Origin of the sequence: Mesorhizobium sp. M7A.F.Ca.US.011.01.1.1, assembly GCF_003998295.1 — a bacterium.
GTDB lineage: Bacteria > Pseudomonadota > Alphaproteobacteria > Rhizobiales > Rhizobiaceae > Mesorhizobium.
The window spans coordinates 70752-83584 of sequence record NZ_RZRT01000013.1; the positions used below are offsets into that span (position 1 = coordinate 70752).

Sequence of the window (12833 nt, forward strand, 5' to 3'; positions counted from 1 at the left end):
TGACCTCCAGCTCTAGCGCCTCCTGGGAAACCTAAGGTGGAAGGGTGGAGGCGGCGGCACCTGCCGATCAAGCTCGCCAAAGGAGAAGAGCCATGGCCGAAACTGCCACCAAACTGCCTGTGAAGACCGAGAAAAGCACTGCGCCGGCGCCAGCCGGTAACTGGACCGCGCCATTCGAAAGCCTGCGCCGCGAAGTCGACCGCCTGTTCGACGATTTCCACCCGTTCGACTTTCGCTTGCCGTCGACGCGCTCCCTGTTCGGTCGTGAACTGCCGTCGCTGCGCAACGCGGGCTGGCCGGTCGCGCCGGCCATGGACCTGGTCGAGAAGAACACGGAGTACGAGATCACGGCCGAGTTGCCCGGCATCGACGAAAAGAACGTCGAGATCAAACTCGCCAACAACATGCTGACGATCAAGGGCGAGAAGAATGAGCAAAAGGAAGAGAAGGATAAGGACTATTACCTTTCCGAGCGCCGCTACGGCTCCTTCCAACGTTCGTTCCAGCTGCCTGAAGGCGTAGACGCCGACAAGATCGAGGCGAACTTCACCAAGGGCGTGCTGACGATCAAGCTGCCCAAGACGGTCGACGCCCAGAAGGCCGAGAAGAAGATCTCGGTCAAGGCTGCCTGAATCCGTGATTGTGCTCTGTCAGCGCGCCGGTTCGACGCGCTGACGGCGCTCCTCGAAGGTGAACCAGTCCGTGTGCGGATGCGTTCAGGCTTGGCCTCACCTGAACTTGCTGCGAGATGGGCCGTCATAAAGCCGTTCCGATGTGACGAAAACGCTTTTGCGCTGGATCAAGTGGGATTTCACCACCTACGCTGGATTGGAAAGCTGGCCGGCTTTCTTGCGCGCCTGAATATCCCTCGCTGCCCCCGTCCGATTGCTGGCGAAGATTACATACCCCGAACCACGCGCCGTCCGATTTTTTGCACTCACCAAGAGATGCGGGGCTAATCGGTGCCGCCCCGACACCCCGCTGGCGCATCGTTGATGCAGGTCAATGCCGCCACCGCTGTTTGCCTCCAATATATGCGATGCAGTAATCGATGAGATGGAGCTTAATCCGATGCTTTCTCCGACTTGGCGCAGGACCTTCGCCGCCGGGCTGATGCTGGCAGCTGCAGCAATGCCTGTCGTAGCCAGTGCTGAAGACAACGACACTGATTCTGGTTGGTGGCCCCGTTGGGGGATGGGCCGAATGATGATGGGCCAATGGGGGATGGGCGGCCCGATGGGCGGCTATGACTCAGACGAGATGCTCGATCGAATTGACGGTCGACTTGCTTTCCTCAAGACGGAACTGAAGATCACCGACGAGCAGACCCCCGCTTGGGATGAGCTTGCCGGCGTCATCCGCAGCACAGCCGAGGCGCACAACGCGCTGATGCAAGGTATGATCAAGGAATTCCAGCAAGGTGACTTCCTGAAGAAGCCCCTGCCCGAACGACTGGCCTACCAGCAGACCCATCTCGAAGCCCGACTGGAGCAGGTAAAAGCCGTCAGTGCGGCCGTCGAAAAACTGTACGCAAAGCTGAGCGACGAGCAGAAGAAGGCAGCTGACGAGATCGTCCTGCCGATGATGGGCATGGGTATGGGGCGCTCGGGAGGCGTCGGCCCAGGAATGATGTTCAGATAGCCCCGTTCGCATCTGGCGTTGAAATTTTGGAGACCGGAGTGACCGCGCCCGCGAGAGCGGATCGCTGCGGACAGATTGCGGAGGAACTTAACGCATGTGCGTCGTGCTTCGCCTTCTGGGGTCTTTGGCCGCGCTGGCCGTGCTCGGCATCAACCAGGCCGCGGGCTCAACGATCTTTCCGACAGGAGTGCTCTACAGCAACTGGAGCGAGGAGACCGAAGAGGCAAAGGTCTGTGAGATCATCCTCGATGTGAGCAATCCGCCATCACGGGAAGTCGTCAAGTTCATCACGCTTGCAGGGTACAACAAATTCGACGGGACGGTTCTAGCCGGCTTTCTTATGGCTGCAGCCGACCTCACGGCTGACGGCAAATATCAAATAGCGCAGATTTCGGACGCCGCATTCGGCTCCCGCACATTCAGCTCGCTCGGCCATTTCGATTACGAAATCTATGATGACGGGACGGTCATGGCGACGACACAAGATCCTCTTCTCGCCACGGCGTTCATCAACGCAGTGTTTTCCGGAACTTATGAATTGCGGTTTGCTCGCTCGGAATCATTCGCAGAAATGCGAACCTACAAGATTGGGTCTGCTCCAGGGGAACCCGTAACCAGCAATTTCACACACTGTCTCGATCTCCTTGCCATCGAGTCCCACCGCACTCAATCAGACGCATCGACGAAAGGAAGCCCGCTGCCGGAGGGAGGTGGCAGCGGGCTCGGCATCACGGGAGGACTCCCCATCGCTTACACCCATCAGGGGAGGACATGTGCAGACTACAGGTAAGAGCGCGTCTCGAGTCCGCCCTACCCGGTCGCCCAGCATGTCACGCCAGGATGATTTGATCCGGCTCAATGCGAACATCGCTCCTTACGACAGAATGGCAAGATTGATTGATGGAGCGATCGCATGACACACAATTCAGCTACGGGATTCATTCACGCCGCCGAGCAGGCCCAGGAATAAGGATCTGGGCTGGAACGAAGAAAACAGCTACCGATTCCTGAAATCCGTCCTGCACACGTTGCGGGACTGGCTGTCGCCAGAGGAGATGGCCGACCTTTCAGCTCAGCTGCCTACACTCATCAGGGGCATATATTTCGAAGGCTGGAAACCGGACACACCCACGTGGGAAAGGAAAAAGCGCGACTTCGTGATTTGTGTCAGGAACCACTTCGGCTATGAACTTGACGTCGATATCGACCAGGCGATCAAAGCCGTTTTTAGGTTGCTCGACCGCCACATATCGCGTGGCGAGATCGTCCAGGTTCGGAACTCGATGAAGAAATCGCTCCGTCAGCTCTGGCCTACGGATTGACCGATTTTCCGCGATCGTCGGGACGACAATGAAGGTTGCGATCCGCGCCCTCAAGCGGCGGTCGCCACGCGAGATCGTCGTGGCAATCCCTGTCGCGCCGCCTGACATATCGGCCGAGCTCGCCCAGGAAGCGGATCAAGTGGTGTGCCTCAGTCAACCGGCGCGTTTCCAAGCCCTGGGTGACCACTACCACAGCTTTCCCCAACTCACGGATGACGAGGTGACGGACGCGCTGGTCGAAGCCAGGCAAGAACGCAGCGCGGGCATGCGAGCAATTCGGCGCCGGACCGTCAAGGCCGAGGGGGCTTGAGTGTTCCAAATTCCATTCTCCGTCCGCCAGGCGATTGGCGGCAATGTTTGATGAACATCAAGGTGCCGAGCCGCGAACGCGGCGACAGTTGGCGGGATACACAGGACCCGCAAAGCATGCATTCTCCGATTTTTTCTGCCCATGGCGTGACCAAGGTCTACCGCGCCGGCGAGGTTGAAGTGTTCGCCCTGCGCGGTGTCGATCTCGACCTCTATGAGGGAGAGATCGCTGTCCTGCTTGGACCGTCAGGCAGCGGAAAGTCGACGCTGCTCAACATCATGGGCGGGCTTGACCGGGCGACCGCAGGTGAGGTGCGCTTTCGAGACCAGGATCTGACCACCTTCTCCGAGAGGCAGTTCACCCGCTTCCGACGCGACCATGTCGGCTTCGTGTTCCAGTTCTACAATCTGATCCCGAGCCTGACCGCTTGGGAAAACGTCGCACTGGTCACCGAGATCTCGTCCAATCCGATGAAGCCCGATGAGGCGCTGGAGATGGTCGGCCTCAAGGATCGCATGGCACATTTCCCCGCCCAGCTCTCCGGCGGTGAGCAGCAAAGGGTGGCGATTGCCCGTGCAATCGCCAAACGCCCGGAAGTCATGCTGTGCGACGAGCCGACCGGCGCCCTTGATTCGAAGACAGGCGTTCTGGTCCTCGAAGCGCTGTCGCGGGTCAACGAGGAGATGAAGACGACGATGGCGATCATCACGCACAATGCCGGCATCCGGCAGATCGCGCATCGCGTCTTCACCTTCAGGGACGGTCGCATTGCCGATGCCGTCGTCAATGACCAGCGGGCACGGCCCGCTGAAGTAAGCTGGTAGCGCCGTGTCGGTCCTCGATCGCAAGCTTCTGCGCGATATCCTGCGGATGTGGGCGCAAGTCCTCGCCATCGCCCTCGTCATGGCCTGCGGCGTCGCGACGATCGTCCTCGCCGTCGGAGGCTATCGCTCGCTGGAGCAAACCCGCACGGCATTCTATGATCGCTACCGGTTTGGCACCGTCTTCTCCGGGCTGACGCGCGCGCCGCTCCACCTTCGCGAGCGCATCACATCAATCGCGGGGGTCAGCGGGCTCGAACTGCGCATCGTCAAGCCGGTCTTGCTGGACATGCCTGGAATGGCCGAACCGGCCACCGCGATTGCCGTCTCGATCCCCGACCGCGGCGAGCCTGCAGCCAACAGACTTTACCTACGCATCGGCCGGCTGCCTGAATCCGGACGGCCCGGCGAGGTAGCGGTGACTGAACGTTTCGCGACGGCGCACCGTATGGCGCCCGGCAGCACGTTCGCTGCCATTCTGAACGGCCGCAAGCGGACGCTCAGCGTCACCGGCATCGTGCTCACGCCCGAATATATCTATGCGCTCGGCCCTGGCGACATGGTGCCAGACCCGCGGCGCTTCGGCGTCTTCTTTATGCCGCAAACCGCGCTTGCCGGCATCTTCGACATGGATGGCGCATTCAACGATGTGGCCATACGCACCCAGCGCAGTGCCGACATGCAGGCGATTGAGGATGCGGTCGACCGTGTCCTGAAGTCGTTCGGGGGAACCGGAGCGCACGGGCGCGCCGACCAGATATCTCACGCCTTCCTTGACAATGAGCTGATCCAGCTTCGCGCCATGGCGGCCGTCATTCCACCGGTGTTCCTGTTTGTGTCGGCCTTCCTGGTCAACATGATCCTGTCACGATTGATCGTGCTCGAGCGCGAACAGATCGGGCTGATGAAGGCCGTTGGCTACGGATCGGGGGCAATCGGCTGGCATTATGCCAAGCTGACGCTTGTGATCGCGTTGATCGGCATCGCCATCGGCGCCGGTGCCGGCAACTGGCTTGGCCACGGCCTCACCACGCTCTATGCGCGGTTCTTCTCCTTCCCCTTCCTCATCTTCCAGCAAAGTCTCGACCTCTATGCCATCGCCGCCGCGACAAGCGCGCTAGCAGCTCTTTTGGGGGCGGCACGTGCGATCTGGAGCGTCGTCACGCTTCCCCCCGCGGTCGCCATGCAACCGCCGGCCCCAGCGCGATACCGGGCCTTCCTCATGGGCAACGGCCGTCTTCTTTCATCGTTTTCGCAATTGACCATCATGGCGTTGAGACATTTGGTGCGCTGGCCCATGCGCTCGTTGCTGACGACATTGGGGACCTCGCTTGCCGTCGCTCTGCTGGTCACGGCGCTGTTTTCCTTTGATTCCATATCTTTCATGGTCGACACGGTCTTCTTCCGTGCCGAGCGACAGGATGCGACCTTGTCGTTCGGTGTCGAGCAACCACCTCGCGCCCTGCAGTCGGTCGCTGCCATGCCAGGCGTGCTACGCGCCGAGCCGTTCCGAGCAACAGCTGTGATCCTGCGCCATGGCCATCGTGAGCGCCGGCTGGTGATTTCGAGTGTCCCCCAACAGGCGGACCTCGCGCGGGTTCTCGATCTCGATCTCAATCCAGTCGACCCGCCTCCGGCCGGCCTCATGCTGTCCGAAAGGGTCGCCTCGCTGCTCCATCTGCGTATCGGCGATCTGGCAGAGGTCGAACTGCTCGAAAAGGCACATCGAATGATCCGCGTTCCCGTGACCAGCATCGTCCAGAGCTATGTCGGGCTTGCCGTCTACATGCGGGCCGAGGCGCTCGACCGGCTGCTCGGCGGCGGACCACGCATTTCCGGTGTCAGGGCGGCGATCGATCCGGCACGCCTCGGCGAACTCTACGCCGCCATCAAACGGACGCCCGTTGTCGCCTCAATCGCGCTGCAGGGCATATCGCGCCAGCGCTTCCGCGAGACAATCGGAGAGAACATCACGATCATGACCAGCGTCTACACGGCGCTTGCCGTCATCATCGCATTCGGCGTCGTCTACAACTCCGCCCGTATCCAGCTTTCCGAGCGCGCCCGCGAACTCGCCGGCCTGCGCGTGCTCGGCTTCACCAGGAGCGAGGTTTCAAGCGTCCTGCTCATCGAGCTGGCCAGCATCGTCGCTTTGGCGCAGCCGCTCGGCTGGATCCTTGGCTATCTCTTCTCGTGGTCGGTCGTGGCGGGCTTCGAGAGCGACCTCTTCCGCATTCCGTTCGTGGTCAATCGGTCCACTTTCGCGCTTGCCAGCTTGGTCGTGCTCGCCGTGGCCACGCTTTCGGCATTGATCGTTCGGCGTCGCATCGACAGCCTGGACCTGGTGCGCGTCCTCAAGACAAGGGATTAGTCCGATGAAGTCGATCTGGATCAAACGCGTTGGACTTGCGCTGCTTGCCGTTGCGCTCGTCGCAGGCTTCGGCTGGGCTTTGCGCGAGCAGCCGGCGCTGGTGGATGAAGCCGTGGTTACCGCGGCGCCAATGAAGGTGACGATCCGCGAGGAAGGTATGACGCGCGTGCGCGACGTCTATGCGGTATCGGCGCCGATTGCCGGTCATCTGACGCGCACGGTGGTGAACGAAGGCGACGAGGTGCAGGCAAGCACGGTTGTTGCTTCCATCCATCCGCTCGACCCGCCACTGATCGACCGGCGCGCGGAGGCCGAACTGCTTGCCAGCCGCGACGCGGCGCGCGCTGGTGTCGGTGTTGCCGAGATCGATTTGCAACGCGCGCAATCGGCATTGAAGCTGGCGCAGGACGAATTGGCCCGGACAGTCAAACTATTCGGATCCGGTTTTGTTTCAGAAAGTGCTTTGCAGAGGCTCACCAACGAAGTCGACCTGCAGAAAAACGCGGTCGATGCCGCGAAAGCAGTCATAGGGCTCAGAGCCGCGGAACTTGCGAACGCCGAGGCACGCCTGCTGCAGCCCGATCCGGCGGACCCGACCGGTGAAAGCTGCTGCGTCAATCTTCGGGCTCCCATCGACGGAACCGTTCTTGCCGTCATGGCAAGGAGCGAACAGGCGGTGGCGGCTGGCGCCAAGATCGCCGAGATCGGCAACGTCCACGATCTGGAGATCGCTGTCGACCTGCTGTCAAGTGACGCGGTACGCATCGCCTCTGGGACAAAGGCTGAGATCAGCGACTGGGGCGGCGATCATGCATTGCGCGCGACGGTGAGACGCGTCGATCCAGCGGCGTTCACCAAGGTTTCCGCGCTCGGGATCGAGGAGCAGAGGGTTACCGTCGTCCTGGATCTGGAAGATACGGACGTCCGGCTCGGCCACGGCTATCGGGTCTTCGTCGAGATGACCGTCTGGGAGTGCGCCGAATGCGTCCAGGTGCCGATCGGGGCGCTGTTCAGGAACGGCGACCGGTGGAATGTCTTCGTTGCCGACGGTGGTCGCGCCAGGCAAACGGACGTGCAGATCGGTCACATGAATGACGATGTTGCCGAGGTGCTGACAGGCCTGGAGCCCGGTGTCAGCGTTGTCGTCCACCCGTCCGACACCCTTGTCGATGAAGGTCTGGTGGAGCGACGCAACTGAATCGCTACGAATTGGCGTTCCGATTGACGAGTATCAACGCAAGAATCTGACTTGTAACAAAAACCAGGAGACGATCGACAATGATCATCCATCCGATGTCCACACTTGAGTGCACGAAGCTGTTGGCTGCGAGTCGGGTGGGATATTTAGGGTGTACGAAAGGCGATCAACCCTACATTGCACCGATCCACTTTGCCTACGCTGATCACCATCTCTATGCCTTCTCGATGCCTGGCAAGAAGGTCGAATGGATGCGGGCAAACCCATTTGTGTCCGTCCTGGTCGATACGCGCGGCGAAGGGCAAGAATGGAAAAGCGTCGTGGTTGATGGTCGATACGAAGAGCTCCTGGACCGGATCGACCGCATGCCGGAACGGGAGCATGCCTGGTCAATTTTGAGCAGGCACGTCGACTGGTGGGAACCTGGAGCCCTTAAGCCGGTGAGACCTCCGCTTGCCGACCACTCGACACACGTATTCTTTCGCATTTCAATCAAGCACGTGTCAGGTCGCGAAGCGAAAGAGCGTACTATTTAAAGTCGTGGCACACTGGCAGTGCTTCACCGCGCCATCAAGACAGGCAGTGATTGATCCTCAAGCATCGACTTGGTGACGCCGCCGAAAATCCGCTCGCGCAAACGGGAATGACCATAGGCGCCCATCACCATCAGCTCGGCGCTGCTGTCCACCGCGTGCCGGCGAAGAACATCAGCGACAGAATGGTTCGCACTCGGCAGGCGGTCGACTGTTACCTTCACGCCATGCCGGGCGAGGTACGCTGCGGCATCAGCTCCGGGTTCCTGACCGTGGTGATATTCGTCCTCCACCGGATCGACCATGACGAGGCGCACTTCATCTGCGCCTGTTAACATATCGAGTGATTCACGAACGGCGCGCGATGACTCAAGGCGAGCGTCCCATGCTACCAGTACACGTTTCGGCTTCAGTGTCGGCCGCGTCCCCGGGGGAATGATCAGCAGCGGCTTCCCGGATGAAAACAAGGCGCCTTCGATCACCTTGCTCTTCAGCGTCTCGCCAGCGAGCAACTCCGGCCCGATCACCGCAATGTCGGCGTAGCGTGCACGGCGACCGATTCTTTCGTCAGCCCAGCCGGCCTCCGGATACTCGCTTGAGACATCGGCAGAAAGCGCTCTGTTGGCGAGAAAAGCCGACACGGCAGCGGCTCGCCTCTCCAAGAGCTTCTCGTCGGCCTGCCGCTCCTTCAGCCAGTCTTCTGAAACGATTGCTGCATAGTCTCCGACTGGCGGCGGCGCAGCAATGACAACGGCAAGAACGGCAAGATGGGCACCGACTTCGTCGCAAAGGTCAGCGGCGAGTTTGAGATCGCCGTCACCCATATGCGGTCCTGTAACCGTAAGTATCGTCCTGAAAGCCATGGCGGCTGCTCCGTCTCTTGTCAATTTCCATGACAACGATAACAAGACGGTTCGGCATGCCCATTGCGCTGAATCAAAGACACATACCAACGCCGAATTGATCCTGATCAACCCGTGTGCGGGTTGACGCGGTACGCTTAGCCGATCAAATGGTGGATGCGCGCATGAGATTCCTACTCGTATTAGCTCTCGCGACCATGGCCTGCGAAGCGTCCAGGGCGCAGGAAATGAGCTATGGCGAGGCGGAATATCTGAACTCCTGCGCAGTTTGTCATGGTCTCGATGGCAAGGGCGACGGCCCCTTGCGTGACCTGTTGACGAAGCGTCCGGCCGACCTGACACACCTCTCCAAACTCAATGGGGGGACGTTTCCCTATTCGAGGGTCTTCGCGACTATCGACGGTCGCTATGCCGTACCGAGCCACGGCGATCGCGAGATGCCGGTGTGGGGTCGCCAGTTCCTTGAGCAAGACGAAAAACTTTACGGCCACAGCGGCGGTGAGGTCGTCACGACCGAACGCATCCACAACCTGGCCAGTTACATTGAGACGCTGCAGCAATAGTTTCGGCAGCAGCGAAGGTCACCAAATGGCTTGGTGTGCCTGCAAGGATTGGTGCACGTTCTCTCTGCGCCACCAACTTGGCTTTGGACCGCGATGACTGACATCAGCCTCAGGCTGGACGAACGCCTTGGCCGGATCCATGCAAGGCAGCGTCTGGGCATAGAAGACGAGCACGAAGCACAAATCTTCGGCCACGGCCTGAACTTCTTTCACCTGGAGAACTGGTATTCGATCTCTACAATGATCCGCAACGGGCTGCGGGTCACGGGGCTCTATGGACGCGGGTGCCGCAACGCCGAAAACGTCCAACTCCGCGTCAACACTATCACGTCGGCAACCCTGCCACGCCGCTTCGAAGGATTCCGGATTCTGCACCTCAGCGATCTGCATACGGACATGAGCGGCCCCGCGATAGATCGCCTCACCGAAGTCGTCGCTGGTCTAGACTATGACATTTGCGTCCTGACCTGTGATTTCCGCGCAAAGACCTTCGGTCCCTTTGAAGCCGCCGTGAACGGTGTCGCCCGCGTACGCACCTTTCTCAGGGGACCGCTATACGGGGTGCTCGGCAACCACGATACAGTTCGAATGGTTCCGGCCCTGGAGGACATGGGCATTCGCATGCTGATGAACGAACTGGAAGTGAGCGGGGCGGAGAGCGCATCTATCTCGCTGGAATTGACGATGCGCATTTCTTTCGGGTCGACAATATTGAAAAGGCGGCTGCCGATGTGCCGGCCGACGCATATTCGATCCTGCTTTCGCATACTCCCGAGATCTATCGCCAGGCAGTTCACGCTGGATTCGACGTGCTGTTCGCAGGTCACAACCATGGCGGCCAGATCTGTCTGCCGCGAGAATTCCGATCACCCTGGATTCGAAACTCCCGCGGACGATGGGCGCCGGCGCGTGGATGTATCATGGCATGATGGGTTATACATCGGTTGGCGCCGGCTCGAGTGTCGCCGCAGTACGGCTGAACTGCCTTCCCGAGATCACACGGCCCCATCTGGCCCGCAAGGATCAGTAGGGTCTGTCCCTGATGCGCAGCATGTAAAGAAGCCGGGAAACCACGAGTTCGCCAATCCAGAACGCGCCGACACCGATCAGAATGTCCCAAACCGAAAAGCCCACAAGGTTCTTGACCGCCAGGAAAGGCAACAGAGATTCCGGCACCTGATCGAAGCCTGGCGCCTCGGCGCTCGGAGCTAGACCCAAGCGACGTTTGATGAAGCTCGACAGTATGTCGCCGACCATGGCGGTGAAGCCGAGAGCACTCCAGTTTCAATGTCGAGCCCGACAAGGGGAGCGCCGATCGCAGTAGCGAGGGTTGCCAGCACGAACCCGCGAAGCGTCTTTGACTTGCCCAAGAGCGGCTGTCCGTCCCAGAAGAGCCGACCGCCATCGATCGGCCATGCGAGCCAATCGCCAAGCATTTTCTTGGCGATTGGGGGCACTCCGTTCGCGAGTGTCAGCAAAACGAGGCACTGTGCAATCGGCCAGAAATGAAGCTCAGTCATTGTGTTCATCATGACGCACGGGGCCGGAGCTAGGCGATCGGATCGGGTTGCCTTCCTCCGACGACCCGCTATCACTACCAGCTTTTCAATCGGGATGCTGTTCGCGGTATGCTCGAAAGGTCGTCGCGACCCGACATCCTGACGAGTTGTCGCTTGTTAAGAATTTTAAAATTCTGCGCATTGCAGATTTTGATGATGCCCTTGCGGCACATCTCGTGAATGACGCGACTGATGGTCTCCCCGGTTGTCCCAAGATAGCTGGCCATGTCACGGCGACTGATGGGTACATGGATCGAAAGGTTCGCGTCAGGCGTCAATTCATTCGCACCGCTACGACGGCAAAGCATCAGGAAGAAGCTGGCAACTCGTTCCGGCACCGTCTGGCAGCCAAGCAGCAGCATCCAATTGCGCGCTGCGTCGAGTTCGTTCAGCGTGCTCAGCATCAGTTGATGCTCGAGCTCGGGAAAGCGCTCCGTCAATCGCTCGAAGGCGCGACGCTCATAACAACATAGCGTCACATCGGACGCCGCCTCTATGTCGTAGTCGGAAAGGCCTCCGAAGACGCGGCCGAAGAAGTCTGAACGAAACAGCAAACCGACGAGCTGCTGGCGTCCGTCTTCCAGTGACTTCTGCATGCGCAACACGCCGGACACGACGATGCCCACAAAGGATGTCGCCTCCATTTCGCCAAGCACCGTTTCGCCGAGACGATACGTCCGGTGATGGGAAAGCCTGGCGAGTTCCTTCTGTAAGTCGACATTGACCCTGTTGCACAGTGATGTTCTGCGCACGGCGCATCGATCACAGGGCGTCAGGGCTCGGACAGAAGGCAACGCTTCCACAGCACTCTCCAACTCACGGTTGTGCCAACTCGGGAATCCAAAATAGAGTTGACCAGAAACTCAGATTGGAAAGACAACTTAAAAGGCCATCCTGGAGCCAAACCTCGTCCAAGTTCGTGTTGTCGTCTTTGTTCCGAATCAAATTGAAATCAGCTTTGCTTCCAAGCCCCCTCGTCAGGCGGTCCGAATTTGATTGGACCGCAGGGATATTCGGCTTAATATTTTTTGCTCGGGAACGTTCAGACCCAAAAAAGAGCACCTGTTTGGGAGCCAGCTCGTGGATCGCTATGTGGCACACGCCAATATCGCTCACTTTCGCGAGATGCTCTCTCACGAATTGAGCCCGGAACAGCGGCATGTCGTTGAGAATTTGCTTGCCAAGGAAGAGTTGAAGCTCCGGGTTTTGGAAGCATCAGGGGAAAGCACGGTTCGCTCGGGTCTGAAACTGGTTGCCGCAGCGCTCTCAAAGCATCACGCGGGCGAATCGATTTCAACCAAATCCACGATCGAAGCCGTGCGTTGGGCTCGGCCCGATTGCGGCGAAAGCGACGATCAATTGACTACATACATCGTGCAGTATGCAAAGGAGCGGCACTTGGTTATCCTCTTTGACACCCGCGATCACCGCAACTAGCGGGATTCCTTGGGGTGGCGGTCCTGCTGTTTCGGTCCATTTGAGACAGGGGTTGGCTCGGATTATTTCTCAAGCCAGGTGCGGTGACTGCACAACGGCAAAGATACCACGATTCTCCAACTCTTCGTTGACATCATTCGGCAATGGCCGGCAACCACAATGCACGGCATGTTTCAGATGCCAAACTAGTCCTTCATCCGAGGTGCGGAGTCGCG

14 protein-coding genes and 1 pseudogene are annotated in these 12833 nt (G+C 59.5%); 12 read left to right on the forward strand and 3 right to left on the reverse strand.

Annotation, left to right across the window (positions count from 1 at the left end):
- Positions 1-92: 92 nt before the first annotated feature.
- From EOA13_RS15565 to EOA13_RS15605, 9 genes are all read left to right on the forward strand, one after another.
- Positions 93-632, forward strand: coding sequence for an Hsp20/alpha crystallin family protein (locus EOA13_RS15565; protein WP_127293806.1), 540 nt, complete (start codon positions 93-95; stop codon positions 630-632).
- 373 nt (positions 633-1005) lie between these two features.
- Entirely contained in the window at positions 1006-1641 is a 636-nt protein-coding gene (locus tag EOA13_RS15570; RefSeq protein ID WP_245486439.1) for a Spy/CpxP family protein refolding chaperone, read from the forward strand.
- A 94-nt stretch (positions 1642-1735) separates the two neighbouring features.
- Positions 1736-2431 (forward strand): hypothetical protein, encoded by a 696-nt coding sequence (locus EOA13_RS15575; protein ID WP_127293808.1) that lies wholly within the window; start codon positions 1736-1738, stop codon positions 2429-2431.
- A gap of 238 nt (positions 2432-2669) precedes the next feature.
- Positions 2670-2963 carry a DUF2267 domain-containing protein gene (locus EOA13_RS15580; RefSeq protein WP_245486438.1) on the forward strand — a complete coding sequence of 98 codons (294 nt, stop codon included), beginning with the start codon at positions 2670-2672 and terminating at the stop codon, positions 2961-2963.
- Positions 2964-2991: 28 nt separating this feature from the next.
- A complete protein-coding gene (locus tag EOA13_RS15585; protein ID WP_206535287.1) occupies positions 2992-3273 on the forward strand; it encodes a hypothetical protein in 282 nt (93 codons plus the stop codon).
- A 116-nt stretch (positions 3274-3389) separates the two neighbouring features.
- Entirely contained in the window at positions 3390-4097 is a 708-nt protein-coding gene (locus tag EOA13_RS15590) for an ABC transporter ATP-binding protein (RefSeq protein WP_164780093.1), read from the forward strand.
- Between the two features lie 4 nt (positions 4098-4101).
- Positions 4102-6465 (forward strand): FtsX-like permease family protein, encoded by a 2364-nt coding sequence (locus EOA13_RS15595; RefSeq protein ID WP_127293810.1) that lies wholly within the window; start codon positions 4102-4104, stop codon positions 6463-6465.
- A 4-nt stretch (positions 6466-6469) separates the two neighbouring features.
- Positions 6470-7663 carry an HlyD family efflux transporter periplasmic adaptor subunit gene (locus tag EOA13_RS15600; protein ID WP_127293812.1) on the forward strand — a complete coding sequence of 398 codons (1194 nt, stop codon included), beginning with the start codon at positions 6470-6472 and terminating at the stop codon, positions 7661-7663.
- 80 nt (positions 7664-7743) lie between these two features.
- Positions 7744-8199 (forward strand): pyridoxamine 5'-phosphate oxidase family protein, encoded by a 456-nt coding sequence (locus EOA13_RS15605; RefSeq protein WP_127293814.1) that lies wholly within the window; start codon positions 7744-7746, stop codon positions 8197-8199.
- A gap of 23 nt (positions 8200-8222) precedes the next feature.
- Here the strand turns inward: EOA13_RS15605 and EOA13_RS15610 are convergent, their stop codons facing one another.
- Positions 8223-9059 carry a universal stress protein gene (locus EOA13_RS15610; protein ID WP_127293816.1) on the reverse strand — a complete coding sequence of 279 codons (837 nt, stop codon included), beginning with the start codon at positions 9057-9059 and terminating at the stop codon, positions 8223-8225.
- A 227-nt stretch (positions 9060-9286) separates the two neighbouring features.
- Between EOA13_RS15610 and EOA13_RS15615 the strand changes: the two genes are divergently transcribed.
- A complete protein-coding gene (locus EOA13_RS15615; RefSeq protein ID WP_348629757.1) occupies positions 9287-9622 on the forward strand; it encodes a cytochrome c in 336 nt (111 codons plus the stop codon).
- Between the two features lie 396 nt (positions 9623-10018).
- Positions 10019-10150 (forward strand): annotated as a pseudogene (locus EOA13_RS39570) (metallophosphoesterase); the annotation flags it as partial.
- A 495-nt stretch (positions 10151-10645) separates the two neighbouring features.
- On the opposite strand, the gene EOA13_RS38755 reads toward EOA13_RS39570, so the two are convergent.
- Together EOA13_RS38755 and EOA13_RS15630 are read right to left on the reverse strand one after the other, a co-directional pair.
- Complete coding sequence (locus EOA13_RS38755) at positions 10646-10879, reverse strand: hypothetical protein (RefSeq protein ID WP_245490388.1); 234 nt, start codon at positions 10877-10879, stop codon at positions 10646-10648.
- Positions 10880-11216: 337 nt separating this feature from the next.
- Positions 11217-11984, reverse strand: coding sequence for a Crp/Fnr family transcriptional regulator (locus tag EOA13_RS15630; RefSeq protein WP_127293820.1), 768 nt, complete (start codon positions 11982-11984; stop codon positions 11217-11219).
- Between the two features lie 277 nt (positions 11985-12261).
- Here EOA13_RS15630 and EOA13_RS15635 point away from each other — a divergent pair, with 277 nt between their 5' ends.
- Entirely contained in the window at positions 12262-12618 is a 357-nt protein-coding gene (locus EOA13_RS15635) for a hypothetical protein (RefSeq protein ID WP_127293822.1), read from the forward strand.
- Positions 12619-12833 lie beyond the last annotated feature (215 nt).